This is a genomic window from Ornithinimicrobium sp. F0845, from assembly GCF_023015765.1.
Lineage (GTDB): Bacteria > Actinomycetota > Actinomycetes > Actinomycetales > Dermatophilaceae > Ornithinicoccus.
The window spans coordinates 30,163-55,131 of sequence record NZ_JALKAL010000006.1; the positions used below are offsets into that span (position 1 = coordinate 30,163).

28 protein-coding genes are annotated in these 24,969 nt (G+C 71.2%); 18 read left to right on the forward strand and 10 right to left on the reverse strand.

Annotated features, from left to right (window positions below):
- Positions 1 to 25: 25 nt before the first annotated feature.
- Genes MWU75_RS10265 through MWU75_RS10275 form a run of 3 tightly spaced genes read left to right on the forward strand, consistent with a single transcriptional unit; the run spans position 26 to position 2,264 of the window.
- Positions 26 to 367 carry a PadR family transcriptional regulator gene (locus MWU75_RS10265; protein ID WP_247090241.1) on the forward strand — a complete coding sequence of 114 codons (342 nt, stop codon included), beginning with the start codon at positions 26 to 28 and terminating at the stop codon, positions 365 to 367.
- Positions 364 to 1,329, forward strand: coding sequence for a permease prefix domain 1-containing protein (locus MWU75_RS10270; protein WP_247090244.1), 966 nt, complete (start codon positions 364 to 366; stop codon positions 1,327 to 1,329). Before MWU75_RS10265 ends, MWU75_RS10270 begins: the two co-directional genes overlap by 4 nt.
- Positions 1,330 to 1,343: 14 nt before the next feature.
- On the forward strand, positions 1,344 to 2,264 hold the full coding sequence (locus MWU75_RS10275) for an EamA family transporter (RefSeq protein ID WP_247090245.1): 921 nt from the start codon (positions 1,344 to 1,346) through the stop codon (positions 2,262 to 2,264).
- Positions 2,265 to 2,582: 318 nt separating this feature from the next.
- Here the strand turns inward: MWU75_RS10275 and MWU75_RS10280 are convergent, their stop codons facing one another.
- Positions 2,583 to 3,419 carry an isocitrate lyase/phosphoenolpyruvate mutase family protein gene (locus MWU75_RS10280; RefSeq protein ID WP_247090246.1) on the reverse strand — a complete coding sequence of 279 codons (837 nt, stop codon included), beginning with the start codon at positions 3,417 to 3,419 and terminating at the stop codon, positions 2,583 to 2,585.
- Positions 3,420 to 3,799: 380 nt separating this feature from the next.
- Between MWU75_RS10280 and MWU75_RS10285 the strand changes: the two genes are divergently transcribed.
- Entirely contained in the window at positions 3,800 to 4,177 is a 378-nt protein-coding gene (locus tag MWU75_RS10285) for a hypothetical protein (RefSeq protein WP_247090247.1), read from the forward strand.
- A 49-nt stretch (positions 4,178 to 4,226) separates the two neighbouring features.
- On the opposite strand, the gene MWU75_RS10290 is transcribed toward MWU75_RS10285, so the two are convergent.
- On the reverse strand, positions 4,227 to 4,742 hold the full coding sequence (locus MWU75_RS10290) for a hypothetical protein (RefSeq protein WP_247090248.1): 516 nt from the start codon (positions 4,740 to 4,742) through the stop codon (positions 4,227 to 4,229).
- A gap of 237 nt (positions 4,743 to 4,979) precedes the next feature.
- Between MWU75_RS10290 and MWU75_RS10295 the strand changes: the two genes are divergently transcribed.
- The 10 genes from MWU75_RS10295 (at position 4,980) to MWU75_RS10340 (ending at position 13,564) form a co-directional block, all read left to right on the forward strand.
- Positions 4,980 to 5,873 carry an aminotransferase class I/II-fold pyridoxal phosphate-dependent enzyme gene (locus tag MWU75_RS10295; protein WP_247090249.1) on the forward strand — a complete coding sequence of 298 codons (894 nt, stop codon included), beginning with the start codon at positions 4,980 to 4,982 and terminating at the stop codon, positions 5,871 to 5,873.
- Positions 5,874 to 6,110: 237 nt separating this feature from the next.
- A complete protein-coding gene (locus MWU75_RS10300; RefSeq protein WP_247090250.1) occupies positions 6,111 to 7,169 on the forward strand; it encodes an ABC transporter substrate-binding protein in 1,059 nt (352 codons plus the stop codon).
- A 45-nt stretch (positions 7,170 to 7,214) separates the two neighbouring features.
- Entirely contained in the window at positions 7,215 to 8,291 is a 1,077-nt protein-coding gene (locus MWU75_RS10305; protein WP_247090252.1) for an iron ABC transporter permease, read from the forward strand.
- Positions 8,288 to 9,082 carry an ABC transporter ATP-binding protein gene (locus tag MWU75_RS10310; protein WP_247090254.1) on the forward strand — a complete coding sequence of 265 codons (795 nt, stop codon included), beginning with the start codon at positions 8,288 to 8,290 and terminating at the stop codon, positions 9,080 to 9,082. The genes MWU75_RS10305 and MWU75_RS10310 overlap by 4 nt, the downstream gene beginning before the upstream one ends.
- Positions 9,079 to 9,654: a cob(I)yrinic acid a,c-diamide adenosyltransferase gene (cobO, locus tag MWU75_RS10315; protein WP_247090256.1), complete on the forward strand. Its 576-nt coding sequence runs from the start codon at positions 9,079 to 9,081 to the stop codon at positions 9,652 to 9,654. Before MWU75_RS10310 ends, cobO begins: the two co-directional genes overlap by 4 nt.
- A 10-nt stretch (positions 9,655 to 9,664) precedes the next feature.
- Positions 9,665 to 11,257, forward strand: a complete 1,593-nt coding sequence (locus MWU75_RS10320) for a cobyric acid synthase (RefSeq protein WP_247090259.1) — start codon at positions 9,665 to 9,667, stop codon at positions 11,255 to 11,257.
- Entirely contained in the window at positions 11,254 to 12,315 is a 1,062-nt protein-coding gene (cbiB, locus tag MWU75_RS10325; RefSeq protein ID WP_247090261.1) for an adenosylcobinamide-phosphate synthase CbiB, read from the forward strand. The genes MWU75_RS10320 and cbiB overlap by 4 nt, the downstream gene beginning before the upstream one ends.
- Positions 12,282 to 12,950, forward strand: a complete 669-nt coding sequence (locus MWU75_RS10330; protein WP_247090262.1) for a hypothetical protein — start codon at positions 12,282 to 12,284, stop codon at positions 12,948 to 12,950. Before cbiB ends, MWU75_RS10330 begins: the two co-directional genes overlap by 34 nt.
- Before the next feature lie 48 nt (positions 12,951 to 12,998).
- On the forward strand, positions 12,999 to 13,196 hold the full coding sequence (locus tag MWU75_RS10335) for a type II toxin-antitoxin system VapB family antitoxin (protein ID WP_247090264.1): 198 nt from the start codon (positions 12,999 to 13,001) through the stop codon (positions 13,194 to 13,196).
- Positions 13,193 to 13,564 (forward strand): type II toxin-antitoxin system VapC family toxin, encoded by a 372-nt coding sequence (locus MWU75_RS10340; protein ID WP_247090266.1) that lies wholly within the window; start codon positions 13,193 to 13,195, stop codon positions 13,562 to 13,564. Before MWU75_RS10335 ends, MWU75_RS10340 begins: the two co-directional genes overlap by 4 nt.
- A 7-nt stretch (positions 13,565 to 13,571) precedes the next feature.
- On the opposite strand, the gene MWU75_RS10345 is transcribed toward MWU75_RS10340, so the two are convergent.
- Genes MWU75_RS10345 through MWU75_RS10365 form a run of 5 tightly spaced genes read right to left on the reverse strand, consistent with a single transcriptional unit; the run spans position 13,572 to position 18,673 of the window.
- Positions 13,572 to 14,876: a hypothetical protein gene (locus tag MWU75_RS10345; RefSeq protein ID WP_247090268.1), complete on the reverse strand. Its 1,305-nt coding sequence runs from the start codon at positions 14,874 to 14,876 to the stop codon at positions 13,572 to 13,574.
- Positions 14,873 to 16,036 (reverse strand): pyridoxal phosphate-dependent aminotransferase, encoded by a 1,164-nt coding sequence (locus tag MWU75_RS10350; RefSeq protein WP_247090270.1) that lies wholly within the window; start codon positions 16,034 to 16,036, stop codon positions 14,873 to 14,875. Before MWU75_RS10350 ends, MWU75_RS10345 begins: the two co-directional genes overlap by 4 nt.
- Complete coding sequence (locus MWU75_RS10355) at positions 16,033 to 16,899, reverse strand: 2,3,4,5-tetrahydropyridine-2,6-dicarboxylate N-succinyltransferase (RefSeq protein ID WP_247090272.1); 867 nt, start codon at positions 16,897 to 16,899, stop codon at positions 16,033 to 16,035. Before MWU75_RS10355 ends, MWU75_RS10350 begins: the two co-directional genes overlap by 4 nt.
- Positions 16,896 to 17,885: a 4-hydroxy-tetrahydrodipicolinate synthase gene (gene dapA / locus MWU75_RS10360; RefSeq protein ID WP_247090274.1), complete on the reverse strand. Its 990-nt coding sequence runs from the start codon at positions 17,883 to 17,885 to the stop codon at positions 16,896 to 16,898. The genes MWU75_RS10355 and dapA overlap by 4 nt, the downstream gene beginning before the upstream one ends.
- Positions 17,886 to 17,911: 26 nt before the next feature.
- A complete protein-coding gene (locus MWU75_RS10365) occupies positions 17,912 to 18,673 on the reverse strand; it encodes a dihydrodipicolinate reductase C-terminal domain-containing protein (RefSeq protein WP_247090276.1) in 762 nt (253 codons plus the stop codon).
- 648 nt (positions 18,674 to 19,321) lie between these two features.
- On the opposite strand from MWU75_RS10365, the gene MWU75_RS10370 reads away from it, so the two are divergent.
- Positions 19,322 to 19,669, forward strand: coding sequence for an MmcQ/YjbR family DNA-binding protein (locus tag MWU75_RS10370; protein ID WP_247090277.1), 348 nt, complete (start codon positions 19,322 to 19,324; stop codon positions 19,667 to 19,669).
- A gap of 99 nt (positions 19,670 to 19,768) precedes the next feature.
- Here the strand turns inward: MWU75_RS10370 and MWU75_RS10375 are convergent, their stop codons facing one another.
- Positions 19,769 to 20,149 (reverse strand): PIN domain-containing protein, encoded by a 381-nt coding sequence (locus MWU75_RS10375; protein WP_247090278.1) that lies wholly within the window; start codon positions 20,147 to 20,149, stop codon positions 19,769 to 19,771.
- Entirely contained in the window at positions 20,146 to 20,406 is a 261-nt protein-coding gene (locus tag MWU75_RS10380; RefSeq protein WP_247090279.1) for a hypothetical protein, read from the reverse strand. The genes MWU75_RS10375 and MWU75_RS10380 overlap by 4 nt, the downstream gene beginning before the upstream one ends.
- A gap of 851 nt (positions 20,407 to 21,257) precedes the next feature.
- Between MWU75_RS10380 and MWU75_RS10385 the strand changes: the two genes are divergently transcribed.
- Complete coding sequence (locus MWU75_RS10385) at positions 21,258 to 21,545, forward strand: hypothetical protein (protein ID WP_247090280.1); 288 nt, start codon at positions 21,258 to 21,260, stop codon at positions 21,543 to 21,545.
- Between the two features lie 19 nt (positions 21,546 to 21,564).
- Here MWU75_RS10385 and MWU75_RS10390 read toward each other — a convergent pair whose 3' ends face one another.
- Complete coding sequence (locus MWU75_RS10390; protein ID WP_247090281.1) at positions 21,565 to 22,104, reverse strand: MOSC domain-containing protein; 540 nt, start codon at positions 22,102 to 22,104, stop codon at positions 21,565 to 21,567.
- A 267-nt stretch (positions 22,105 to 22,371) separates the two neighbouring features.
- Here MWU75_RS10390 and MWU75_RS10395 point away from each other — a divergent pair, with 267 nt between their 5' ends.
- Both MWU75_RS10395 and MWU75_RS10400 read left to right on the forward strand, forming a co-directional pair.
- Positions 22,372 to 23,700, forward strand: a complete 1,329-nt coding sequence (locus MWU75_RS10395; protein WP_247090282.1) for an HNH endonuclease signature motif containing protein — start codon at positions 22,372 to 22,374, stop codon at positions 23,698 to 23,700.
- 210 nt (positions 23,701 to 23,910) lie between these two features.
- Positions 23,911 to 24,933, forward strand: a complete 1,023-nt coding sequence (locus MWU75_RS10400) for a DUF2071 domain-containing protein (RefSeq protein WP_247090285.1) — start codon at positions 23,911 to 23,913, stop codon at positions 24,931 to 24,933.
- The last annotated feature ends 36 nt before the right edge of the window (positions 24,934 to 24,969 follow it).

Below are 24,969 nucleotides of genomic sequence, written 5' to 3' on the forward strand. Positions count from 1 at the left end.
TGTCACACACACTATCGTGTCTGTCGTGAACATCGAGGAGACGCTGGCCGCGCACAGCCAAGAGATCCGGCGGGGGACCGTCGTGCTCGCGGCGCTCGCCAGCCTGGGGGAGCCGCGCTACGGCTACGCGCTGCTGGAGCACCTCTCGGACGCGGGGATCGAGGTCGAGGGCAACACCCTCTATCCGCTGCTCCGGCGCCTGGAGAAGCAGGGCCTGCTGGTCAGCGAGTGGAACACCGACGAGAGTCGGCCGCGCAAGTTCTACTCCCTCACCGCGGACGGCCGCGCCATCCGCACCGCGCTCACCCAGGAGTGGGGCGCCCTCAACACCGCACTACAGACACTGACCAGCAGGGGTAACTCATGAGCTCACTGACCGACCGCTACGTCCACGCCGTCACCTCGCAGCTGCCCGAGCGGCAGCGCTCCGACATCGCCGAGGAGCTGCGCGGCACCATCGAGGACACCGTCGCCGCCAGCCCCGAGGGCACGGACCCGGCCGAGGCCGAGCGTGCCGCGCTCCGTGAGTTGGGCCACCCGACCACGCTCGCGGACAACTACCGCGGGGAGGTGCGGGCGGTGATCGGGCCGCGCCTCTACCCCGCCTGGCTGCGCACCCTGAAGGCGCTGCTGCTGTGGGTGCCCGCCATGGTCGGCGTGATCATGCTCGTCCTCGGCGTGATCGACCAGGACCGCCCGCTCGACGTCCTCGGCAGCATCGTGAGCGGCGTCCTCTACGCCGCGCTCATGGTGGCCTTCTGGGTCACCGTCGGGTTCGCGATCGCCGAGCGCACGGGGGCGGAGTCCGAGACCCTGGAGATCCTCGGCACCAACGAGGACTGGGACCCGGCCGACCTCCCCGAGCCGCAGCGCCGGCAGGTGTCCTGGGGTGACGGCATACTCTCCGTGGTCCTCAACGCGTTCGTGCTCACGATCCTGCTGCTGCCGGGCCGGCTCGGCGGGGACCTGGACGGCTTCGCGTGGGGACAGATCTTCACCGACACGGCATACTCCCTGCGCTGGCTCCTCGCGGCCGGGATGGTCGCCAGCCTGCTGGCCTCGGTGTTCGTGCTGGCCCGCGGACGGTGGACCTGGCCGACCGCCGTCGCCAACCTCGTCGGCACCATCCTGTTCGTCGGGCCTCTGGTGTGGCTGGCGGCGCGCGACGACCTCTATGCCTGGGACACGCTGCCGGCGGCGTGGCTCGCCGACGGCGGCACCCTGCGCGTCAACGAGGAGCAGACCCTGATCGTCACCGTCATCGTGCTGGTGGTCATCGCGGTCTGGGACACGTTCGACTCCTTCCGGAAGGCAGCGCGCGAGCACTGACCAGAATGGGCAGTATGCCGTCGGTCACCTCTCCCGCAGCGGCGCGGTTCGCCCTGCGGGACGCGGCGGCCCTGGTCACCATCGCCGTCATGTGGGGTTCCTCGTTCTTCCTCATCAAGGTCGGTCTCGAGGACTTCTCACCGGGGTTGATCGCCTGGCTGCGGATCGTGTTCGGGGCGGCTGCCCTGGCGCTGATCCCCGGGTCGTGGCAACCGCTGCGGCACGGCCGGGACTGGGGTGGCGTGATCTTCCTCGGGGTGGTGTGGATGTCGCTGCCGTTCGTCATGTTCACCCTCGCCGAGCAGCACATCTCCTCGGCGCTGGCGGGCATGATCAACGGGGCGGCGCCGTTGTTTACCGCGACCTTCGCCGTGCTGCTGTTCGGCGCGGCCCTGAGTCGGCGCCTGGTCGTCGGTCTGGCCGTCGGGTTCGTGGGCGTGGTGACCATCGGCCTGCCCAACGTCGACGGGGCGGCCAGCCTGGCCGGCATCGCCATGTGCCTGCTGGCGGTCGTCTGCTACGGACTGTCGTTCAACGTCTCCGGCCCGCTGCAGGCCCGCAACGGGGCGCTGCCGGTGATCTGGCGGGTGCAGCTCGTGGCGGTCGTGGTGTCCGCGCCCTTCGGCCTCCCGGGCCTGGCTGACGCCACGCCGAGCCTCGAGAGCGTGGCGGCCGTAGTGGCGATGGGCGCGCTGGGCACGGGGGTCGCTTTCGCGATGTTCGCCTCGCTCGTGGGCCGGGTGGGCGCGACGCGGGCGTCCGTCACGACCTACCTGGTGCCCGCCGTCGCCCTCGGGCTCGGCGCCGGTCTGGCGGGTGAGTCCGTGGCGCCCCTGTCGCTGCTGGGCGTCGTGCTCGTGCTGGTCGGGGCCTATGTCGCGACGTCCCGGGGCGGGCGCTCACGGCAACCCGAGCCAGTGCGCCAGCGACGCTGATCTGCGGGGCCGACTGTGCTCAGTCACCCGCCTGAGGAGGCGGACCCTAACCTCCGGGAAGGGTCGTGCGCTTGGGTGTGGGGTCCGTTGCCGTGTGGAGTCCGCTGCCGTGTGGATTCTGTTCTCGTGTGTGGCTTTTGACCCCGTATAGGGACCGAAAGCCACACACCGGCACGAAGTCCACACAGACGGTCGCGAGGCAGGCCCGCGCAACGCCGGCGCCGAGCTCGAGCTCACCGTTGAAGTGGTGCGCCGCGCTCAGGCGAGTCCCCGACCGCAGGGAGCGCCCGTTCGGGAGGGGCAACACCGGTTTCAGGGTTAAGACCGCAGCAGCCCGTCCACGTCCGGCAGGTCCTGGAACGCGGTGAACGTCCCGGACTCGGCGATCTCCCGGGCGGCGCCGAGCCATCCTCCCCAAGCCGCGCGGGCCATCGTGCCGCCGACGCTGATCCGCCGGACCCCGAGCTCGGCTGCCTCAGCCACGGTGATGAAGGGGGCATTGATGAGCAGGTTGACCGGCTTCGGGGCGACGGCCTCGACGACCGCGCTGATCTGCTCGGTCGTGGTGATGCGTGGCGCGTAGAGGCAGTCCGCACCCGCCTCGGCGAAGGCCCGCAGCCTGCGGAGCGTCTCCTCCAGGTCCGGCCGGCCCACGACGAAGCCCTCGCTCCGCGCAGTAAGCAGCACCCCGGTGCCGCTGTCGTCGATCGCCTTACGCGCGGCGGCCACCCGTTCGACGGCCAGCGCTGCGTCGAAGAGCGGCTCCTCGGGGTCACCGCTGGAGTCCTCCACCGACAGCCCGGCCACGCCCGTGCCCGTCGCCAGCATGACGTTGGCGTGCACCTCCTCGGGGCTGGTGGCGAACGCGCCCTCGAAGTCCGCGTTCACCGGCAGGCTCACGGCGGCAGTCAGCGCGCGGAGGTGTGCCAGGGCGCTCTCCAGCGTGAGCCCGTTGTCGGGCCTTCCCAGTGTCCACGCGGCCCCGGCGCTGGTCGAGGCGAGGGCCGGGAAGCCCAGCTGCTCCAGGACGACGGCACTGCCGGCGTCCCACGGGTTGGGCATGACGAAGGTCCCCGACTCGTGCAGGCGGTGGAACGTGGCGACCCGGGTCGCCTGGTCGGTGTTCTCCGTCGGATGGTCCTGGTTCGTGGCCATGAGAAGCCTCCGCTCAAGGGTGCGCGGACGTCATGTCGTTCGCTCCTTCGGAGGTTACGCGCGAGGGGACCACAACCGCCATCTGGCCACCGCCACGGGCCGGGTGCGCCTCTCCGCCGAGGCGGTGACCGGCCCGGGGCAGGCGGTCGCTGCGCCGAGTCCGCACAAGATCCAGGCAGACCAGGGCACGACGATCCACCCCGAGACCAGCCCGTCTGCGGTTCCGTGGATCGCACTCGCGGCAGGCGTTGGCGTGCTGGCCATCGGGTGGCTGGTCTCGTCGCGACGGTCGCTCTGAGACCGGCAGCCGTGCGTGCTCAGCGCCGTCGGGTCGGTCGTCTAAACTCGACGCGGCCAGTTCCCACATCCCGGAGCTCCTCATGCGACGTTCACCGCTCATCGTCCTCGGCACAACGGTCGCCGTGCTCACGCTGGGTGCGTGCAGCTCGGGCGGAGACGAGTTCTGCACGACCCTCACGGACAGCTCGGCCACGGCTGCGACTGCGTTCGCGCCGCTGATCCCCGGCATGAACACCGGCGCTGACGCCCAGGAACGACTCGACCTGCTCACCGCGGCAGAGTCCCACGTGCCCGAGGACCTCGAGGGTGACTTCTTCACGTGGAAGGGATACCTGCAGACCGCGGTCGAGACCATCGACAGCGACCCCAGCGCTGTGCTCGCCAAGGGGAGCGCGTCAGACGTCGCGGCGGCGGGCGAGGCGCTGTCCGACTACTACACCGGCACCTGCATGAACTGAGCGGGTCCCCCCTCAGCTGACAGCACTGGCACCGACGGGTGCTGCCCCTTCAGTGGGCAGCACGGGCGCCGATGGGTGTCGGCGTCTGATCGGTGTGGGTCGTCGGGCGATGTGCGATGAGCAGGCCGCCCAGGATCACCGTCAGCATCATGTTGACGAGCAGGGTCAGGGCCAACGCCGCGTCCCAGCCTCCTCCGGTCCCGAGCTCGCCCCGGGTCGGTGTCCACGCGATGGCCAGGAGCACGTACGACACCGGCAGCGCAAGGCCGAGCAGACGCCTCCGCGACCGGGTTTGCCTGTCCGTAGCGCGCTGGATCAGCACGGTGCACGCGAGCACCTCGCTCACAACCGCCGCGACGGCACCGAGGGACCAGGGCTCTCCGGCGCCGGTGTCCCAGGCGCCGATCTGGGCCACGCCCGCGCAGAGTGAGGTGCCGACCAGCCAGGGTGACAGCCGCGTCGTGCCCCGCAACTGCCAGGCGCCCCAGGCGACCATGAAGTAGCCCACGGGGTGCAGGAACGACCCCACCAAGAACCCCGCCCCGATCCAGACGAACGACCGCATGCACCGGCCCTACGCCGTGGCCGGCCTCGCGGCCCGGCACCGTCCTGGGCTCAGCTCGGAATGGTGGAGCAAGGCGGTGGCCTTTGCTGGCCCGGCGGTGGTGCTGTCGGTGCCGGCTGTGGATCGCGCCATGCTGTGGATCGCGCCCTGCGGTGGATCGCGCCCTGCGGTAGATCGCGCTCTGCGGTGGACCGGCCTGGGTGTGTGCGCACCGAATGGCCTTGGCAAGATCTCGCCATGTCCTCGCAGCGCTCGCCCGTGCCTCCCGCTGGCTCCCACGGAGGGGACGGCGTGGCCGTGGCGCTGGCGCTGGGTCTCGACCCGCGGGACCTGGTCGACCTGTCGCAGAACATGAACCCGTTCGCCCCGTCGGTGGATCCACTGGTGCTGCGCCACCTCGACGCCGTGGGGCGGTACCCGGACCCGCGCCAGGCCACGCTTGTGCTGGCGGAGACCCTGGACGTCGCACCGGAGTGTCTGCTGGTCACCAACGGTGGGAGTGAGGCCATCCACGTCCTGACCGCGGTCCTGGGAGGCCGGGTCCGCGAGCCGGAGTTTGGTCTGCACCCACGGGGTGGGAGCGGACCGCTCTGGCGCACCGACCCGCACAGCCCCACCGGTCGGCTAGCTGGCGCGGACGAGGTGGCCGACGTGTGGGACGAGGCCTTCTATGCGCTGGCGACGGGCCGGTGGACCGCTGGCCGGGCGGGCGTGGTGGTCGGCTCGCTGACCAAGACCTTCCACTGTCCCGGGCTGCGACTGGGCTACGTCATCGCCGACCCTGAGGTCGTCCGGGCCTGCGCCCAGCAGCAGGCGCACTGGTCGGTGAGCACGCTTGCGCTGAGCCTGGTGCCCGACCTCCTGGAGACCGCTGACCTGCCGAGCTGGTCCCGGTCGATCCGGGATGCCCGCACGGATCTCGTCGCTGTGCTGGAGTCGCACGGACTGTCCGTGGAGGCGGCAGACGCACCGTGGGTGCTCATCCACGAACCCGGGCTGCGCGAGCAGCTCGCCCCACAGGGCGTGCTCGTGCGCGACTGTGCCAGTTTCGGACTGGCCGGTGTGGCACGCATGGCCGTGCCTGACAGCGACGGTCTGCAGATCGTGGAACGGGCGTTGTCGAGGCGCTGAGAGCGGACCAGCCGTCGGGGGGTATGGTGAGCCCGTCGTGCAGACGAAGTCCGGTGAGAACCCGGCACTGTCCCGCAACGGTGGAGCCTTCGGACCCTGAGTCCAGAAGGCCGAGTCCGGTCGAACTGCCCGATGATCCGCACCATTCGCCCTCGAGGACCAGGGGCCGGTTCGGACGGCGGACCCTGCCGTGGACTGTCGCTCGAGCAGCACCAACCTCGACGACAGGAGACCACCATGACGATGCCCCGCCCCAGAACCCGCGTTGTGACCGTGCTTGCCGCCGCCACCCTGCTCCTCACCGCCTGCGGTACGGACGAGGAACCCGCCAAGAGCAGCACCGATTCAGCCGCAGATGCAGCAGACGCCACCGCGGCAGATGCCGCCGACCCCACGGCAGCGGATGCCGCCAACGCCACCGCGGCGGATGCCGACACCCCCACCGACGCCGACACGGAGACCGCGCTCGACGCCTTCCCGGTCACCGTCGACACACCCGACGGCGAGGTGACCGTCCGGGAGCAGCCGGAGCGGATCGTCTCGCTCTCGCCGTCGGCCACCGAGATCCTCTTCGCCATCGGCGCCGGAGACCAGGTCGTCGCCGCCGACACCTACTCCAACTTCCCGGAGGAGGCGCCCACCACCGACCTGTCCGGCTATGACCCGAACGTCGAGGCGATCGTCGGCTACGAACCCGACCTGGTCGTCGTGGCCAACGACACCAACGAGCTCGTGGCCTCGCTGAACGCCCTCGACATCCCGGTGATCATCAACCCCGCCCCCGCCGACGTCGAGAGCGGCTACGACGGCATGGCGGTGCTCGGTCTGGCCACCGGCCACGTCGACGAGGCGGCGACAGCGATCGCCGAAATGCGTGCGGCCATGGAGGCGGGTCTGGCCGCGGCCCCGCAGGACTCCGGGATCCGGATCTACCACGAGCTGGATGACACCTTCTTCTCCGCGAGCAGTCACAGCTACATCGGGTCGGTGTACTCGGCCATGGGCGCCACCAACATCGCTGACGCGGCCGACACCGACCAGACCGGGTACCCCCAGCTCACCGAGGAGGCCATCATCGCGGCCGATCCGGAGCTGATCGTGATCCCGAGCCAGCTGTCCTACACCCCGGAGGACGTCGCCGCACGCCCCGGCTGGTCCGAGGTGTCGGCCGTCAAGAACGGCAACATCATCGTCGTCGAGTCCGACATCTCCTCGCGCTGGGGACCCCGCCTGCCGCAGCTCGTCACGTTCGTCGCGGACGTGCTGACCGACATCGCCGTCCCGGCCGGACGCTGAGCCGCCGGGGCCAGCAGACCCAGGCACACGGCATACGGCATGGTCGTGATCACACAGACCCGCCCCCGGGACGGCCTGGAGGAGGCCGCCGAGCGTGCCTTCCGGCTCCGGTGGCCGGCGGTCGCGGGAGCGGTCGCGCTGCTCCTGCTCATCGGGACCCTCTCCGTCCTGCAGGGGGCCGGGGGGCTCGCCCCCTCCGGCGTCGTGCGCGCCATCGTCGGCGCGCTGCCGGGGATCGAGGTGGAGCAGACGCTGACCCCGCAGCAGGAGGGGCTGCTCTGGCAGATCCGGGTGCCGCGCACGGTGCTGGCCGCGCTGGTCGGCGCCTCCCTGGCCCTGGCCGGCGCCGGCTACCAGGGGGTCTTCCGCAACCCCCTGGCAGATCCCTACCTGCTCGGTGTCTCCGCCGGGGCCGGGCTGGGGGCCGTGCTCGCCCTCGGGTTCGGGCTGGACCTGTCGTGGGGGCCGATCGGTGCGCTGCCGGCCGCCGCCTTCCTCGGGGCGCTGCTGGCGGTCACCGGGTCGGTCCTGGTGGCGCGCTGCTCCTTCCGCACGCCGGCGACCCTGCTGCTCGGTGGCATCGCCATGGCTGCGCTGTTCTCGGCGACCCAGACCTACGCGCTGCAACGGCTGGACCAGACACGCGCCCGCGAGGTGCTGTCCTGGCTGTTCGGACGGCTGGCCACGCACGGGTGGCACCCGGTGTCACTGCTCCTGCCCTACGTGATCGTCGCCGGGGTGATCCTGCTCCTGCACGCCCGCCACCTGGACGTGCTGCGTCTGGGAGACGACGAGGCCCGCGCGCTGGGGCTGCACCCGGCGCGGTCCCGGCTGGTGGTGGTCACCGCTGCCACGCTGGTCACCGCCGCGGCGGTCTCGGTCAGCGGGCTCATCGGCTTCGTGGGCCTGGTCACCCCGCACATCGTGCGGCTGGTCGTCGGGCAGTCCTACCGGATGCTCCTGCCGCTGTCGGCCCTGGTCGGGGCGGCCTTCCTGGCACTGGCCGACATCGGGGCGCGGACCCTGGCGGCCCCGGCAGAGCTGCCGGTGGGCGTGATCACCGCGTTCGTCGGAGCGCCCTTCTTCTGCTTCATCCTGTGGCGCGGGAGAGGTGACCGATGAGCACGACGGCACCGGTGCGCGGCGCGGCCCTCCGGGTGCGCGACGTCCATGTTGCCTACCGCCAGGTCCAGGTCCTGCGCGAGATCACCCTCGACCTGGTCGCCGGGGAGTGGCTGGGCCTGATCGGGCCGAACGGCTCGGGCAAGTCCACCCTGTTGCGGGCCGCGGTCGGGCTGGTGCCCAGCTCGGGCCGGTTCGAGGTGGCCTCCGGTGGGCCGCCGCACCCCACCGACCTGTCGCTCATGCCGCAGGCTCCGGAGCTGCCGCCGGGCATGAGCGTCGTGGAGTATGTCCTGCTCGGCCGCACCGCCCACCTCGGCTGGCTCGGCTCGGAGTCGCGGGCCGACCGGCAGATCGCCGTCAACGTGCTGCGCCGGCTCGGGATGAGCTCCTTCGCCGACCGGTCGGTGCTGCACCTCTCCGGCGGTGAGGCCCAGCGGGTGGTGATCGCCAGGGCCCTGGCCCAGCAGGCACCTGTGCTCCTGCTCGACGAGCCCACCAGTGCGCTCGACCTGGGCCACCAGGTCGAGGTGCTCGAGCTGGTCGATGAGCTGCGGCACGACCAGGGGCTCACCGTGGTCGCGGCCATGCACGACCTGAGTGTCGCAGCACGGTATGCCGACCGGTTGGCTCTGCTCCACAGAGGTCACCTGATGGCGCACGGGACACCGGAGCAGGTGCTGGAGCCCGAGCTGCTCTCGCAGGTCTACGGTCACCCGCTCCGCGTTCACACCCTCGAGGGTCACCTCGTCGTCACACCCGCCCCACGGCATACCAAGGAGAGATCATGACCGAGCACGCCGAGCCCCGCACCGAGCGCCCCTACGACCGCCGCGAGCTGCGGTCGGCACCCTCGCTGGTGCTGGTCAACACCGGCCACGGCAAGGGCAAGTCCACCGCCGCGTTCGGGACCCTGCTGCGCAGCCGGGGCCGGGACTGGCCCACGGCGGTGGTGCAGTTCATCAAGTCCGGCCGGTGGCGGACCGGGGAGGAGGCCATGATGCGTCAGCTCGGCGTCGACTGGTTCGCCGCGGGTGACGGTTTCTCGTGGGAGTCGGACGACCTCGACGAGAGTCGGGCCAAGGCCGTTGCGGCGTGGACCTTCTCACGGGCCCTGATCGCCGCTGGCAGCCACCGGATGATCCTGCTCGACGAGATCTCCTATCCCCTCAACTGGGGTTGGATCGACATCGACGAGGTGACGACCGTGCTGCGGGAGCGCCCGGAGGATGTCAGCGTCTTCCTCACCGGTCGCGAGATGCCCGGCCCGATCGTCGAGGTGGCCGACACAGTGACCGAGATGGTGCCGGTCAAGCACGCCTTCCAGCAGGGGATCCGGGCACGCCGTGGCATCGACTACTGAGGCCGCCCCGGTGGGGCAGCGCACGGGTTGTCGGACGTCACCGGCGGGCTCCGGTGCGCTCCTGGTCGTCGGTGCCACAAGCAGCGCCGGGAAGTCCACGGTGGTGACCGCGCTGTGCCGGACCCTGGCCCGGCGCGGGGTGGACGTGGCGCCGTTCAAGGCGCAGAACATGTCCAACCACGCCGCGGTCACGTCCGACGGCGGCGAGATCGGGCGGGCCCAGGCGATGCAGGCGCTGGCCGCCCGGGTCGACACGGACGTCCGCATGGGGCCGGTGCTGCTCAAACCGTCCGGGGAGCGGTCCTCGCACGTGGTCGTGCTGGGCCAGGAGGACGGTGTCGCCGACGCCGTCGACTATGGCGAACGCGCCCGGCGGCTGCGTCCCGTGGTGCTGGAAGCGCTGCAGTCGCTGCGAGCAGAGCACGAGGTCGTGCTGCTGGAGGGCGCCGGCGGAGCGGGCGAGATCAACCTGCTGGAGCGCGACCTGGTCAATCTTCCCCTCGCTGCGGCCGCCGGGTCGCCAGCCGTGCTGGTGGTCGACATCGAGCGCGGCGGGGCGTTCGCCGCGGCCTACGGCACGTGGGCGCTGCTGCCCGAGCGGCTGCGGGCCTGCCTGCGTGGCTTCATCATCAACAACTTCCGGGGTGAGGTGTCGCTGCTGGGTGACGGGCTGCGCGAGCTGGAGGCGCGCACCGGGGTCCCGGTCCTCGGCGTGCTGCCTCACCTGGGGGACCACGTGATGCTCGGGCAGGAGGACTCCCTGGGCCTGGACCAGCACGTCTTCGGGCAACTGCGAGGGCGGTCGGGACGGGTCGGTCGCCCGGTCCGAGTTGCCGTGATCCGGCTGCCCCACCTGGCCAACCCCGCCGACCTGGACCCGCTCGTGCTGGAGCCCTCGGTGGACCTGCGTGGGGCCGCCGTCCCGGACGACCTCGCGAAGGCTGACCTGATCATCGTCCCGGGAAGCCGGGCGACCGTCCTCGACCTGGACTGGCTGCGCGCGCAGGGGCTGGACGAGGCTCTGCGTGACCGGGCCGCCGAACCTCACGGCCCGTGGATCCTCGGGATCTGCGCGGGTTATCAGATGCTCGGCGAGGTGATCGCGGACGACCTGGAGTCCGGCAGGGGACAGGTGCCAGGCCTGGACCTGCTTCCGGTCGTGACCACCTTCACCGCGCCAAAGATCGTCACCCGAGTGCACGGCAGGCTCGCCGCCGACCCGGACGTCGAGGCAGCTGGCTACGAGATCCGCTGGGGCCGACCGCAACCCGCGGCCGGAGCCACACCCTGGCTCGATCTGGACCCGACCGCTGCCCGCGATCCAGGGCTGTCGCTCGTCGACGGCTGCCTCAGCGACGACGGCCGGGTCATCGGCACCTCGGTGCACGGCATCCTCGACTCGGACCCGTTGCGGCAGAAACTCATCGGGGACGTCGCTGTCGCCCGGGGCCGCGACTTCGACCCGCTGTTGTTCGGCTATGACATCGCCCTCGAAGCACACCTGGAGCACCTCGCGGACTGGGCCGAGAAGCACCTCGACGTGCCCGCACTCCTCGAGCTTGCCCGCGCAGCCACCCCGGTTCACCAGGCGCCTGGGTGGTGAGCAGCCGCGCCCTCGGGGTGACCGTCGGGCTCCTGCTCGACCGCGTGCTCGGCGAACCGCCGGATGCCTGGCACCCGGTCGCCTGGTTCGGCACCGCGATGCAACAGGTGGAGCAGGTGCTGTATGCCGACAGCCGGGTCCGCGGGGTCGTGCACGCAGTCATCGGCGCCGGCACCGGCCTGCTCGCAGGAAGGGTGCTCACCAGGATGTGCGACGTGGCTCCGGTGCCCCGTCCTCTCGGCCGCGCGGTGGCGACGGCGGTGGCTGTGGGGGTGGCGAGCTCCGGGCGGATGCTGCGCACCACCTCCCACGACATCGAGCAGTTGCTCCTGGCAGAAGACCTGGAGGATGCCCGGGTGCGGGTCACCTGGTTGGTGGGCCGGGACCCGTCAGGCCTGGACGAGTCCGGGGTCGCGTCGGCGGTGGTGGAGTCGCTGGCGGAGAACACGGTCGATGCCGTGGTGGCTCCTGTCTTCTGGGCCCTGGTGGCGGGAGCTCCCGGGGTGCTGGCGCACCGCGCCGTCAACACGATGGACGCCATGGTGGGGCACCGCTCGGAGCGCTACGAACTCTACGGCTGGGCGGCGGCCCGGCTCGACGACGCCATGGCCTGGGTGCCGGCCCGGATCATGGCCGCGGTGGTCGCTGTCGTGTCCGCTCTGACCCCCGACCTGGCGGCGGCACGCACCGTCGCCCAGGTCGTGCGCCGGGACGCACCGGCCCACCCCTCGCCGAACGCCGGGGTCGCCGAGAGCGCCGTGGCGGCAGCGCTCGGCGTGCAGCTCGGCGGCGCGCTCAGATACGGACGTCGAGTCGAGGACCGGCCCCTCCTGGGAGACGGGCCTCGGCCCACGGCACACAGCATCAGCCGGGCACGTCACCTCGTGGCCACAGTGGAGTGGGTGCTGACGGCCTGTGCCCTGGTGAGCGGCCTGACCGCCCGCCGACTCGCAAGGGGCGGCCTCCGAGCCTTCCCGGAACCGACGACGCGGCGGTCACGTCCCAGCCTCGGAGAGGATCGACCATGCCACGCCCACGCACCTGGCCGACGGCCCTGACCGCCCTGGCCACCGTCCTGTTCACGCCAGTCCTGGTGCTGCTCACCCCGACCGCGGCCCTGGCCTGCTCGTGCGGGCCAGCGGACACCGAGCAGCTGCTCGGATATGTCGACACCGTGGCGGTCGGAGAGCTCACCGCGGTGGAGCCACCGCCGGCGCGCGGCGACGGAAGTGTCAGCAGCGATGACCGGGTCACCTACACGGCCGAGCTGGAGACGGTCTTCAAGGGCGAACCCGAGGACCCGCTGACGTTCCGTTCCGTCTCGCACGGCGCCTCATGCGGCCTGGAGGACATGCAGGTCGGCCACGACTACGTCTTCTTCGTCCGCGACGGCGAGTCCGGGTTGTGCGACGGCACGTCCCGGGCCACCCCAGGACTCATTGCGGAGGTCGAGGCGGTCACCGGTCCCGGCCAGCCGGTCGCGGCGCCCGACCCGGCCACCGCGTCCGACCCGGTCGCGGCGCCCGACCCGGCCACCGCGTCCGACCCGGTCGCCGTGGTTGAGCCCGCGCCGGAGGCCGATCCCGAGTCTGCTGCAGCACGGTCCGTGTGGCCGGCACTGGGCCCGGCAGCCGGAGCCCTGGTCCTGCTGGCTGCCGGCTGGCTGCTGTGGCGCAGATCCTCTCATGGATGACATCATTAGGAGCATCAATTGATGCGATAGATGATGAGGAGGAGTGTCATGAGGACGACAGTGACCATCGATGACGATCTGCTGGCAAGGGCCAGTGAACTGACTGGCACCACCGAGAAGGCTGCACTGCTGCGGGAAGGGCTGGAGACACTGGTGCGGGTGGAGAGCGCCAAGAGACTCGCTGCCCTCGGAGGGTCGGACCCAGAGGCGGTTGCCGCACCGCGGAGGAGGGGCGGCGCGGCGTGATCCTGGTGGACACATCAGTGTGGATCGACCACCTGCACAAGACCGAACCGCAGCTCGTCGAGCAATTGGATGGTGACGAGGTCGGTGGTCATCCTGCGGTCATTCAAGAGCTCGCACTCGGGGCGATCGCCCAACGTGATGACGTGCTGGGCCTCCTGGGGAGCCTGCGTCAGTTCCCGGTGTTGAGGCACGACGAGTTGCTGACGCTCGTGGGTGCTCGTCGCCTGTGGGGCCGAGGCCTCAGTGCCGTGGACGCGCAGCTGCTGGGGTCCGTGGCGATCGTGGGCGGCGCAAGGATGTGGACGCGAGACGAGCGCTTGCGTGTTGCGTGCCAGGATGTTGGGATCACCTGCTTCGTCGAGCGGTGAAGCCAACTCAGGAACTGGTCGAGCCGCCCAGCCAGACCTGCTCGGGCACCGGGTGGCCCAGGAAGTTGGTCATCGCCTGGGTGAACCCGTACGCCCCGGCCTGACCGAACACCAGCAGGTCACCGGGCCGCAGCGGTCCGAGCTCCGCCGTGCCGACCCGGTCTAGTGAGGTGCACAGCGGCCCCGCCAGGGAGTATGTCGTGCGCTCACCGGCCCCGCCTGGCTCACCGTCCTCCGCGGTCCGGGGCCGGAGCCGGTCCGGGACCGACTGCACCGGGAAGGACTGACCCGTCATGAGCGGACGCAGCAGGTGGTTGATCCCGCCCTGCAGGATCGCGAACGTCGTGCCGCGGCTCTCCTTCACCCGCACGACACGCGTCAGGTAGACGCCGGTCGGTCCGGAGACCCACCGGCCCGGCTCCAGCACGATGTCGCCGGTGAACCACGGATTGGCCTCCAGCAGCTCAGCCAGCCCGGCGCCGAGGGCGGCGATGTCCAGCTCGGGGGAGCCCACGGCATACGGGATGCCCAGGCCACCACCGAGGTCGATGAGGTCGAGGTCGTGACCCAGGAGCGACTGCAGCCGCTGCCCGATCCCCAGCGCGGTGGCGTGGTTGGCCACGAGCCGGCCCGCGTCGAGCTCGTTGCTGGCCGAGAAGACCTGCAGTCCCGACAGACGCACCTGGGGGTAGGCGGCGCACGCGGCCACGAAGTCGGCCAGGTCCTCCTCGTCCACACCGAACGCCGACGGACCGGAGCCGCCGATGATCGAGGCCGTCTCGCTGACGCCCTCGAGGGGGTGGACGCGCACGTTGACCGCCAGCGGGACCGTGCCGTGGTGCCAGGCCGCCAGCCGCTCCACGTCCTCGATGCCGTCGACCTGGATGCGGGCACCGGCTGCGAGAGCGGCGCGCAGGTCGGCCTCGGACTTGGCGGGGCCGGCGAAGACCATGCGACCCGGCACGGCCTCACTCGGACCGGCCTGCCAGCCGACCTCGTCCCGTGCGGTGCCGACGGCGACGACCTCACCGGCCGAGGCGCAGTCGAACCAGGCGCCCAGCGAGGCCAGCTCGGCCAGGAGGGGGGCGCCGGGGTTGGACTTCACGGCATACGCCAGGCGCACCCGGTCCGGCAGCGCCGACCGCAGGCTCAGGAAGCGCTCCCGGGCCAGATCCAGACGGTAGGCGAAGCACGGGGTGCCCAACGTCTCGGCGACCAGGAGGGCGGCCGAGTCCGTGAGGGCGAACAGGTGGTGGTCACCCGACACGGCGGTCAGAGAGCCCGCGGCGGTCGTGATGGCGGTGGTCGTCATGGCACCTCCCAGAACGGCGCCATCCGCTGCAACCCCTGCGCCAGCAGCCGGGGGTCGCCGCCGCAGGAGACCCGCACGAAGCCCTCACCGGCCGCGCCGAAGGCGGTGCCCGGCACGACGATCACGTGACCCTCGTCGCGCACCCGCCGGCAGAAGCCGAGGGTGTCGCCGACCGCCCACTCCGGCACCGGGATCCAGGCATAGAAGCCACCGGCGGGCGCGGCCACCGGGCGGACCGCCACGGGACCGGTCTGGGCGATCGACCAGCGCTGGATGAGCTCGCGCCGGGTCTGCCGCAGCACCTCCGCGGAGTTGCGCAGCAGGGCGGTCGCGGCCAGCTGGCTCGGCCGGGCCGCGCTGGTCGTCATCGCGTTGTGCACCAGCCGCGCGGGCTCCAGTAGCGCCGGGTCGCCGACGGCCCAGCCGACACGCAACCCGGGGGCCGCCCAGCCCTTGCTGACCGAGGACACGACGACACCGCTGGTGCTGACATCCCGCAGCGAGGCCGGGCGCGGCCCGAGGTGGACGTCGCGATACACCTCGTCCGACACCAGGACGGCACCCGCCGCGCGGCACGCCGAGGCGACCGCGGCCAGCGCCTCGAGGGAGGCCCCACCACCGGTCGGGTTGCCGGGGTGGTTGATCACCGCGAGCCCCACGTCGCCCTCCAGCAGCGCGAGGAACGTCTGGGTGTCGAGGTCGCCGCGCGGGCCGAGCGCATACGGCACCGGGACGCCGCCGGCCAGCCGGGCCAGGGTGGAGTATGCCGGGAAGCCGGGATCGGGGACCAGCACCCGTTGGCCGGGGGAGACGTGGGCGAGGAACAGCGCGGTCAGCGCCGCCTGGCTCCCCGCCGTGACCATCACCTGGTCGGCGACGTCACCAGGGACGTGACACTGGTGCACCGGGTGCACCGATGTCACGTCCCCCAGCAGGTGGTAGTCGCCGATGGCCGACACCAGCTCGGGGATGCCGCCGATGGGGCCGTAGCCCAGCGGCTCCTCACGGGCAGCGCACTCCTCCAGCGCCCGACGCGCCGGCTCCGGCAGCGCCCAGCCGGGCACCCCGAGACCGAGGTCGATCGCCTCCGGCGGGGCACCCACGGACATGGCCCGGATCAACGACGGCGACAAGGACGTGACTCGGGTCGCCGTGCTCATCGCAGCGCCTCCTCGAGGACGGTCGAGGCGTCGGTGGAGCCGTCGCGGTACTTCACGATCACCGGCGCATACAGGGAGATCCCCAGCGACTCGGCATACTGCCCGCGGGCGGGACGTGAGCCGGGGACGACGACCGCACCGGCGGGCACCTCGCCGCGGACCTCGCGGCCGTTGACCAGGTCGTAGATCACGGTGCGCGAGGTGAGAGTGACGCCCGGGGCGAGGACCGCGCGCTCGCGGACGACGACCCCCTCGTAGAGCCCGCACTGCGCCCCGACGAACGCGTCGTCCTCGACGACGACCGGGGTGGCCCCGATCGGCTCGAGCACGCCGCCGAGCTGGACGGCGGTGGACAGGTGGACGCGCTCGCCGACCTGGGCGCACGAGCCGACGAGCACGTGGCTGTCGACCATCGAGCCGGTGCCGACCCACGCACCGGTGTTGAGATAGCTCGGCGGCATGACGACGGTGCCCTCGGCCAGGCCGGCCCCGCGGCGCACGGAGGTGCCGCCCGGCACGAGCCGGATGCCGTGGGCCGGGTCGATCTGTCGCGGCGGCACCAGCGACTTGTCGACCGCACCGCCCGGCCAGCCGGGCACCGCGATGGTCTCGCTGAGCGCGAAGGCGGCCAGGATGCCGGACTTCACCCAGGCGTCGGCGTGCCACGTGCCGTCGGCGTCCCGCTCGGCAGCCCGGACCGCGCCGGACTCCAGCGCGTCGAGGAACTCCCCGAGCCGTTCTGGAGCGGTCGGATCCTCCCGCAGCTCCGCGACCGGCCGGGAGAGGTAGTCGACGAGAGTCGTGCCTGTCGTGGTCATGGCGGTCGTGGTCGTGGTCGTGGCGGGCGTGGTCGTGGCGGTCATGACGCCACCGCCGTCCGCAGCTCGACGGCCGGTGCGGTGGGTGCTCCGGGGGTCAGCGCGAGATCGGACAGGGCCGCCTGGATCCGTGCCCAGGTGTCGGGCGCGGCGGGCACCAGCGGCAGCCGCACCATGCCGGTGGCCAGGCCGAGGCAGGCCAGCGCGGCCTTGAGCGGCACCGGGTTGGTCTCGGAGAACAGCGCGGACATCAGCGGGGCCAGCTCGGCGTTGAGCTCGCGCGCGCGGACCAGGTCGCCGGCGACCGCACTGTGGACCAGCTCCGCGGTCTGCGTGGGCGCGACGTTGCCACAGACCGAGACCAGCCCGGTCGCACCGACGGCGATCGCCGGCAGGGCCAGGTCGTCGTCGCCGGCCAGCACGGCCTTGCCGGCGGGCGCCTCCTGGCAGATCCGGACCATCTGGCGCATGTCGCCCGAGGACTCCTTGACGGCCACGACCTCCGGGATCGCCCACAGCTCGCGCAGCGTCTCCGGCGTCAGGTTCGAGCCCGTCCGACCGGGCACGTTGTAGGCGATGATCGGCACGCCCGGCAGCTCCTCGGCGATCGCCCGGAAGTGCGCGACGATCCCGGCGGGCTGCGGCTTGTTGTAGTACGGCGTCACCACGAGCAGCCCGTCCGCGCCCGAGGCGACGGCGGCGCGGGCCAGCTCCACGGCATACGCCGTGTTGTTGTGCCCGGTGCCGACGACCAGGGGCACGCCGGGGGCGGCCTCGCGGGCGGTGCGCACCAGGCCGGCGCGCTCGCACTCGTCGACCGTGGCGGCCTCGCCGGTGGACCCGAGGACCACCAGGAAGTCGGCGCCGCCGGCGACGACGTGCCGGACGAGACGGTCATAGGCCGCGAGGTCCACGGCGGGCCGCATGCGGGAGGAACCTCCGCCGACGGCCGGCTTGGCGGTCGACTCCGTCCCTGTGGTGAACGGGGTGGCCAGCGCCACGCCGAGGCCGGTGAACTGTGCACCGCTCATGGTTCCTCCTTCTGTGTGGGTGTGGGTCATGCAGTGGTCGGTCGGAACAACGGGTCGAGGACCTCGGCGGCGAGGTCGTCGAAGGTGAAGGTTCCGCGACGGCCGTGCAGCCAGCGGACGGCGGTGAGGGCGCCGAGGGCGAAGACGTCGCGCGAGTGCGCCTCGTGGGTCACGGTGATCGACTCGACGGCGCTGGTCAGGTGCACGTCGTGGCGCCCGACGACCTCGCCCAGTCGCAGGCTGGCGGTCTGGACGTCCTGGCCCGAGGCCTCGGCGAGGGCGTCGCGCAGCAGGAGCGCGGTGCCGCTGGGCGCGTCGACCTTGCGCGTGTGGTGGATCTCGCTGACCGCGAGGTCGCCGCCCTGGAGTGCGGCGTAGCCACCGAGGGCGAGGCTGATCCGGCGCAGCAGGGCGACCGTGAGGGAGAAGTTCGGGGCAGTGAGTATGCCGATCGCCGGGCTCTCCCCGGCGCTCGGCTGGGCGTGGGTCGCCTGGGCGTGGGTCGCCTGGGTGCTCGGGCCGGTGGTGCCAGCGTCGTCGTCCAGGAGGGAACGGTCCCAGCCGGTCGTGCCGATGACGAGGTCGGTGCCGGTGCGGCGTGCCCAGCCGATGCGGTCGGCGACGGCGCCTGCGTGGCTCACCTCGAGGGCGACGTCGACGGGGGAGAGGTCCTCCGGCGTGTCCTGGCCGACCAGCCAGGCCACCTCGAGGTCGCCGCTGCGCTCGACGGCAGCGGCGATCGCGGAGCCGAGGCGGCCCCGTCCGAAGATCCCGATCTGCAGCGGCATGCGAATGAGTATGGACCAGTTCGAGAGTGTCGCTGACCACTAAAAGTGCTGGTCAGATAGGGTTTTCGGTGATTGGTGATCACTGCAGGAAAATTTCCTGTCGGGTCGGTGGCCTGACTGGTTCGCTCTGCTCAAACCGGTGGAAGTTCGGACTGTGAGGCAGGTCTCACGGGACGCCGAGAGGCGAGCACCGCCGTCAGTCCGGGCTGGGTGCGGCGTCCACGTTGTCCTCCGCGCCAGGGGTGTCGGTGCACAGGGTCGGCTGCAGCGCCGGGGATGTCGGTGCACAGGGTCGGCTGCAGCGCCGGGGTAGCGCGAGTCAAGCACCTCGAGCAGTCCTGGACGTCGTCGGACCCCGGCGGCCAGGTCATCGACGCCGCCATGGGCCCGGTGAGCAGGCCGTCGGTGTGACACGGACTCAGCCTTTGAGAGCGGTCCGGCAGATCCTTCCGACTGGTCGCCCGTGCCCGCCCGGTTTCCGTGCGAGCAACACGCCGTCGGTGCGAGCACTAGGACCTCACTCCGACGGCGTGTTGCTCGCACCGATTAGGTGACGCCCCGCCGCGGGTCGATGGCCGTCTTATGCATCGGGCTCGACGCGACCACTCGGCGCGTTGTGCGTCGTGCTGGCTGTGCTGGGATGAGCAGGTGGCTGACGTCGAGGACGTGCGCGCGTTCGCGCTGACGCTCGAGCGCGCCTACGAGGTGTTCGTCCGTGGGCGGCGCAAGTTCCGGGTCGGGTCGCTGGTCTTTGTGGCCTTCTCCGACGACGAGGAGATCATCGAGTTCGGCTTCCCCAAGGAGGAGCGGGACGGCCTGATCGCCAGCGACCCGGACACCTTCTCGCTCCCGTCGCAGAGCGACCTGCGTTTCAACTGGGTCCGGGCGCGGATGGACCGGCTCGACCCGGCCGAGGCCCGGGAGTTCGTCGTCGAGGCGTGGCGGATGTGCGTGGCCCCAGAAGGTGGCCAGGGCCTGGGACGAGGCGCATCCTGACGGACCGTGAGACGGCGGGCATCCGGGGTGGCCGGGACATCTTCGCCGACCCCTTCATTCCGCCAGTCGCAGCCGTCCTCGCGGTTGACGCCAGTGACGCTAGATCGCGTGCAACGCCAGGCTCGGGTCGAGGGCGCGCAGGTCGTCGGGGTCCGTCGTCACAACCGTCGTCGCCATCCGCCGAGCGCAGACCACCACGTGCGCGTCAGCAATGTCGCGGGTGCGGGTGCGAGCGAGGAGGCGCGCGACCTGCGTTGCCTCCACCCGGTCCAGCGGCACGACCTCGGTCAGCGGTTGGCGCAGCAGTCGCGCCAGTCGCGCCTGTCGTGCGGGGTCACGGACGGCCTGCGCCAGGGCTGGTGCGGGGACCACGACCCGCGCACCCACCGCTGTGGTGCGTGCGAGAAGCAGCAGGACTCGTCGGTCGCCACGGTCGAGTTGGATGAGAGGCCCGGCATCGAGGGTGATCCCAGTGCTCATCCGGATCCTCGCCGCGCCGCGCCCCTGCCCAGGATGTCGTCGGCCCAAGCTCGTTCCTCGTCCGTCATCGGCCCACCCGTGTGCTCCAACGCTTCGGTCAGCATGTCCGCCCAGCCCCCGATGTCGTCGAGCGCCAGCCTGACCGCGTGCTGGACGAAACCCGAGACCGTCTCGGCCTGACCTGCGCTCACCAGCGCGCGGATCGACTCCACCTGCTCCACCTGCAGGGTCACCGTCACCTTCTGCGTGGTCGCCATACCAACCACCATACTGGTCACCACAGCCCGGCGCCGTTCACCAGGACGACTTCTCTGATCTCGTTTTTCTCGGCGACGAGGAGGAACAACTGCCCGTCATCCCGCTCCGCTGCGATCGTGCCGCTGACGACGTGGTCAAAGGTGAAGTCCGCGAAGTCCTCACGTCCGTCGCCCTCTGCGTGGGTGCCGGGTCGCAGGAGTGATCGACGAGGTATTGCAGGGCAACACATGCATTGTTGGACTTTGCCGACGAGACCCAGTGCAACTGCCGGCCATCGACAGACGGCTGCCAGTCGCAGTAGGACAGACCTCCGTTGCGGGACCGTGCGGGGAAGCTGGTGACGGCACCGGTTTAGTGACGAGAGGGTGGTCGTCCGGAACAACTCCCGGGTTCATGGGTACCTCGTACGGATCGGCGTACAGCGGTCGATGCGAGCGGCGGAAGGACCGCAGCCAGGCCGTCTCTTCAGGGTTGAGGGGCGGCTCGATACGGAGTGCGCCCAGGTGGTCCGTGTTGTAGCCCATGTTCGTCCTTCGCGGTCGTCGTTGGTCGGCCACCACGACACCACAGGGACGCCTGGGTCGAGCGGTCTTGTCCACAGCCTGTGGACAAGGATCAAGGGCGCTTGTTCTTGCGGCACGCTCAGCGCATGACGCCTCGAAACGAACCCTGGACTCTGTCCGACCCTGCACGGATCCTGACGGAGATCCTTGATCGCGTCGGCGGGAGGCCGGGGCTGGCTCATATCGCGTACGTGAGGGGCCACCCGCAGGAGGTGCAGGGCATCCGGACCGTCACGACCCCCTCGCCGGACTGTGGGTCGGAGGCAAGCGCGCGCGAGGATCCGCCAATGCCTCTCGAGAGCCAGATGCAAGCGATTGCGACAGATCTTGCGCCCTTACGCACGTTCGACGGCGAGCGGTGGAGTGAGATGGACGGCGGCCTGGTCACGGTGGTCTGCCGCGAAGGGCGGGTGGTCAGCACGGCCGACGAGCACCAGTTCTTCCCGGCCTGGCGTTACAGCAACCACATGACGGCCGCGTTCGACGGCGATATCTTCGCCGTAACGCCACACGGCTGGACCGGGACCCTGAGCGAAGCGTGCGGGCTGGTCCCGGCGCTTCAGCCCACCGATTGATGCGTCGAGCGGGTCAGCCTCAGACCCTGGTGAGCCGATGGTGGGGTTCGGGTGGCAGGGCCACCGTGATCTCGTCATCGGCCCGGACGGTGCCGCCCCGCGAGACGATGCCCATGACACCGGTCAGCCGCTCCAGGTCGCCCTCGGGGGTGGTGCGCAGCACGTGCTTGAGCAAACCAGGCTGGAAGTCGTTGATCTGTCGGCACGGGTTGCGCAGTCCGGTGACGGTGATGACGGCCTCGCCGATGGTGAGGCGTGTGCCCACGGGTACATCGAGCAGTGCGATGCCCCGGGTCGTGATGTTCTCGCCCAGCTCGCCGGGGGAGACGCGATGGCCGACGGCCGCCAGGTGCTCGAGCAGCTCGGCGTGGATCAGGTGGACCTGGCGCAGGTTCGGCTGGTCGGGGTCGGCACGGACCCGGCTGCGGTGCCTCACGGTGGCGCCCGCGTGTGCGTCGCCCATGACGCCGAAGCCCTCCACCAGCTCGATCTCACGCACCGTGGGCTTGCTGAAGCCGTGACGGTCACTGCGGTGGACGGCCACGACGAACGGGTGCATGTGGCCATTGTCCGGCACGACCTGGTAGGTCTCGGACGGCGGCTCATGCACGTCGCTCGATTCGTGTTTGCCCAGGTCAAAGCATTGTCAGTGGTGGGTGTTTAGATCGTTTGTATGACGAACACGGAGGTCACGGAACCGACTGGGGTGGTGCCCGGGTCGGGTGCTGGTGTGCCTGGGTCGTGCCCGACGGAGCGGTCGTCCTCGGCGTGGTCGGGGGAGGCGAGTGCCCAGGAGTTGGCGTCGTGGGCTGCGTGGGAGGTGCAGGTGCGCACCGAGGAGGGTGATCTGGACAGCCCGGAGTTCTGGGCGCTGGTGGCCGAGGTGGACGCTGCCACGTCCCCAGGTACACCGGGTGCTACGGAAGCCTCGGGGTGGGTGGATCCGGTGCAGGAGCTGGCGGGTGGGTTGGCCACAGCCGCACGGGGCCTGGACCGGGCCGCGCTAGGCGAGCAGGGTCTCGTCGGGGTCTTCGATGCCGGGATCGAGGAGGGGCTGGAGGCTGCGGGGCGGGTGCGTGACCAGTTGACCGGCGTGACGATGGGGTTGGCGCTCGAGGCGTTTTCCCGGGGGTTGCACTCGGCGGTGGGGCTGACGTTGGTGTCCTGGCTGCGGCAGCGGTGCCCGTGGTTGTCCAAGGCCGAGGCGGCCCAGGTGCAGGACGTGGCGCGGGCGGGCGAGACGTTCTGGGGCAAGGACCTGGCCGCGGTGGTGGTGGCGGGCCGCACGGGAGTGCACCGGGCGGCGTTGGTAGCGCGCACCATGCGGCGCCTGGTGGGGTGCCTGTCGGCCGAGGACGCGGTGGCGTTTACCGAGATCGCGACGGCGGCGGCGTGCAACACCGGGCTGAGCGATGCCGAGCTGGAGGTCGTCTGCAAGAAGCTGCTGATCGACCTGCTGGACAAGAAGCCGCGGGATGAGGCCAAGCGGACCGCCCAGCAGTTGCGGTGCGTTCGGCGCCGCCGGTTGGGGACCGGGATGACGCGGTACACGGTGGATGCCCCCGAGTCTGACGTGCCGTTGTTCGACGGGGTGCTGACCGGTCCGTTGGCCGCGCCGGCGCCACAGGAGGACGGGGGGCTGGACCTGCGCGGCGCGGGGCAGCGGGGGTATGACGCGCTGCTGATGGTGCTGAACCGGGGCCTGTCCAACCCGGGGGCACCGCCCTCCTCGGGGCGGGCGTCGGTGATGATCACGATCAAGGCCGATCCGGACACCGGTCAACCCGGTGGGCCGGGGGTCTCGCACACCGGGACGGTGCTGGATGCCGAACAGACAGGTCGGTACGCCTGCATCGGTGACCTGACCCCGGTCGCATTGGGACAATACGGTGAGCCGTTGGCGTTGGGACGCACGGTCCGGTTGGCCACACCGGGACAGTTCAAGGCACTCATGGTCCGGGACGGTCAATGCACCTACCCGGGGTGCGATGTACCTGGGACCTGGTGCGACAGTCATCACCTCGTCTGGTGGTGCCGTGGAGGCACCACCGACCTAGCCGTCCTGGTGCTGCTCTGTCCCCGGCACCACACCCTGGTCCACGACCAAGACCTGATGGCCACAGTCACCGGGTCCATCGTCACCTGGCACGTCTGAAGACCCCGCCCCGCAGCCCGACCTCACGGTCGGGCCCACAGGCATGCCCGGGGCAGGGTCATCCAGCGATCAAGGGCGGCCGGCCAGCCGTGGCTGATGGGGTGGGCCAGCGATTGCGGGGCTCTGCGGGCTCTGCCAACACTGGCAGGGCCGCCGCCCTGAGCTGTCCGAGGGCCTGCCCGAAGACCCTGCCCGCCAGTCAGGAGTGACGTGACCACGAACATCTTTGTCCTGGGGATGACCGACCTGCAGCGTGATGAGCTTGAGACGATCCGGGGAGCCGACGCCTACCGTTTCCACGGTCTGCTCGACTACGACCAGCTCGCCATCGTGTGCCACTGGGACTTCCCGAGCTCCATCATCGGTCCGATCCTGTCGGCCGAGCGTGACCTGCCCGCACCCTCCCTGAAGAGTCTGCTGCCGACGAGCCGGACTGACACGCCGACCGGCATGAGCGCGCGGCATCCCTCGCACCGCGTGCGGGTCCCGGTCAACCTGCAGACCTGGAGTCACCTGACCTTCCTGCACTGGGAGTATGCCGTCGAGACCGTCCAGGAGCTCGTGCCGGAGAGGCTGCGGGTGCAGGCGTGGGACGGGCGCACCTGGGTGGGTGTCATCCCGTTCGCGATGAGCGACGTGCGCGCGCCGGGACTGCCGCCGCCCCCGGGCTGGGGCTACTTCCCGGAGCTGAACGTGCGCGCCTACGTCCGCTCCGCCGACGGTCGTGAGGGCATCTGGTTCCTCACGATGCTGGTGCCCCGGGTCACCTTCCAGGCGGCGCTGAGCACCATCGGACTGCCCTATCACCGGTCCGACTGCACGATCCGCGTCATGGGGGACCGGTGGACGCGTGACCGGATCCTGGGGGACCCTGCTGCGAGCGACCGCGTCACGTGCGCCCGGTGGGACTACCGCTTCGGCGAGCCCGCCCTGACCCGGCCGCCGGCCGACGACTGGTTCCGCGCCCGGGTGGACGTCGGACCGCCGTTGGCCGAGGCCGACCGCACCCCGCTGGTCGACAGTCTCACCGCTCGGTGGTGGGCCTTCCACCGCCGAGGGATCCTGTGGCACGCACCGGCCAACCACCCGCCGGGGCCACTGCACGAGGCCTCCGTGACGGGACGGCTCACCGCACCGCTGCGGCACGCCGGGCTCCCGGAGCCGCTGGGCCCCCCGATGATCCATGCCTCACCCGGTGTGCGCACGAAACTGGGCTCGCTGCGTCCTGCCTAGCGGCTGCTTATCCTCGGGCGGCTCCTCCTACGGCGT

Excerpts from the sequence above, each read along its gene's own strand:
- cobO (WP_247090256.1), top strand. The coding sequence starts at position 9,079 with ATGACCGAGCACGCCGAGCCCCGCACCGAGCGCCCCTACGACCGCCGC.
- MWU75_RS10345 (WP_247090268.1), bottom strand. The coding sequence starts at position 14,876 with ATGACGACCACCGCCATCACGACCGCCGCGGGCTCTCTGACCGCCGTG.
- MWU75_RS10390 (WP_247090281.1), bottom strand. The coding sequence starts at position 22,104 with ATGCACCCGTTCGTCGTGGCCGTCCACCGCAGTGACCGTCACGGCTTC.
- MWU75_RS10380 (WP_247090279.1), bottom strand. The coding sequence starts at position 20,406 with ATGGCGACCACGCAGAAGGTGACGGTGACCCTGCAGGTGGAGCAGGTG.
- MWU75_RS10275 (WP_247090245.1), top strand. The coding sequence starts at position 1,344 with ATGCCGTCGGTCACCTCTCCCGCAGCGGCGCGGTTCGCCCTGCGGGAC.
- dapA (WP_247090274.1), bottom strand. The coding sequence starts at position 17,885 with ATGAGCGGTGCACAGTTCACCGGCCTCGGCGTGGCGCTGGCCACCCCG.
- MWU75_RS10365 (WP_247090276.1), bottom strand. The coding sequence starts at position 18,673 with ATGCCGCTGCAGATCGGGATCTTCGGACGGGGCCGCCTCGGCTCCGCG.
- MWU75_RS10310 (WP_247090254.1), top strand. The coding sequence starts at position 8,288 with ATGAGCACGACGGCACCGGTGCGCGGCGCGGCCCTCCGGGTGCGCGAC.
- MWU75_RS10350 (WP_247090270.1), bottom strand. The coding sequence starts at position 16,036 with ATGAGCACGGCGACCCGAGTCACGTCCTTGTCGCCGTCGTTGATCCGG.
- MWU75_RS10330 (WP_247090262.1), top strand. The coding sequence starts at position 12,282 with ATGCCACGCCCACGCACCTGGCCGACGGCCCTGACCGCCCTGGCCACC.
- MWU75_RS10295 (WP_247090249.1), top strand. The coding sequence starts at position 4,980 with ATGTCCTCGCAGCGCTCGCCCGTGCCTCCCGCTGGCTCCCACGGAGGG.
- MWU75_RS10300 (WP_247090250.1), top strand. The coding sequence starts at position 6,111 with ATGACGATGCCCCGCCCCAGAACCCGCGTTGTGACCGTGCTTGCCGCC.
- MWU75_RS10270 (WP_247090244.1), top strand. The coding sequence starts at position 364 with ATGAGCTCACTGACCGACCGCTACGTCCACGCCGTCACCTCGCAGCTG.
- MWU75_RS10355 (WP_247090272.1), bottom strand. The coding sequence starts at position 16,899 with ATGACCGCCACGACCACGCCCGCCACGACCACGACCACGACCGCCATG.
- MWU75_RS10375 (WP_247090278.1), bottom strand. The coding sequence starts at position 20,149 with ATGAGCACTGGGATCACCCTCGATGCCGGGCCTCTCATCCAACTCGAC.
- MWU75_RS10290 (WP_247090248.1), bottom strand. The coding sequence starts at position 4,742 with ATGCGGTCGTTCGTCTGGATCGGGGCGGGGTTCTTGGTGGGGTCGTTC.
- MWU75_RS10385 (WP_247090280.1), top strand. The coding sequence starts at position 21,258 with ATGCCTCTCGAGAGCCAGATGCAAGCGATTGCGACAGATCTTGCGCCC.
- MWU75_RS10335 (WP_247090264.1), top strand. The coding sequence starts at position 12,999 with ATGAGGACGACAGTGACCATCGATGACGATCTGCTGGCAAGGGCCAGT.
- MWU75_RS10285 (WP_247090247.1), top strand. The coding sequence starts at position 3,800 with ATGCGACGTTCACCGCTCATCGTCCTCGGCACAACGGTCGCCGTGCTC.
- MWU75_RS10280 (WP_247090246.1), bottom strand. The coding sequence starts at position 3,419 with ATGGCCACGAACCAGGACCATCCGACGGAGAACACCGACCAGGCGACC.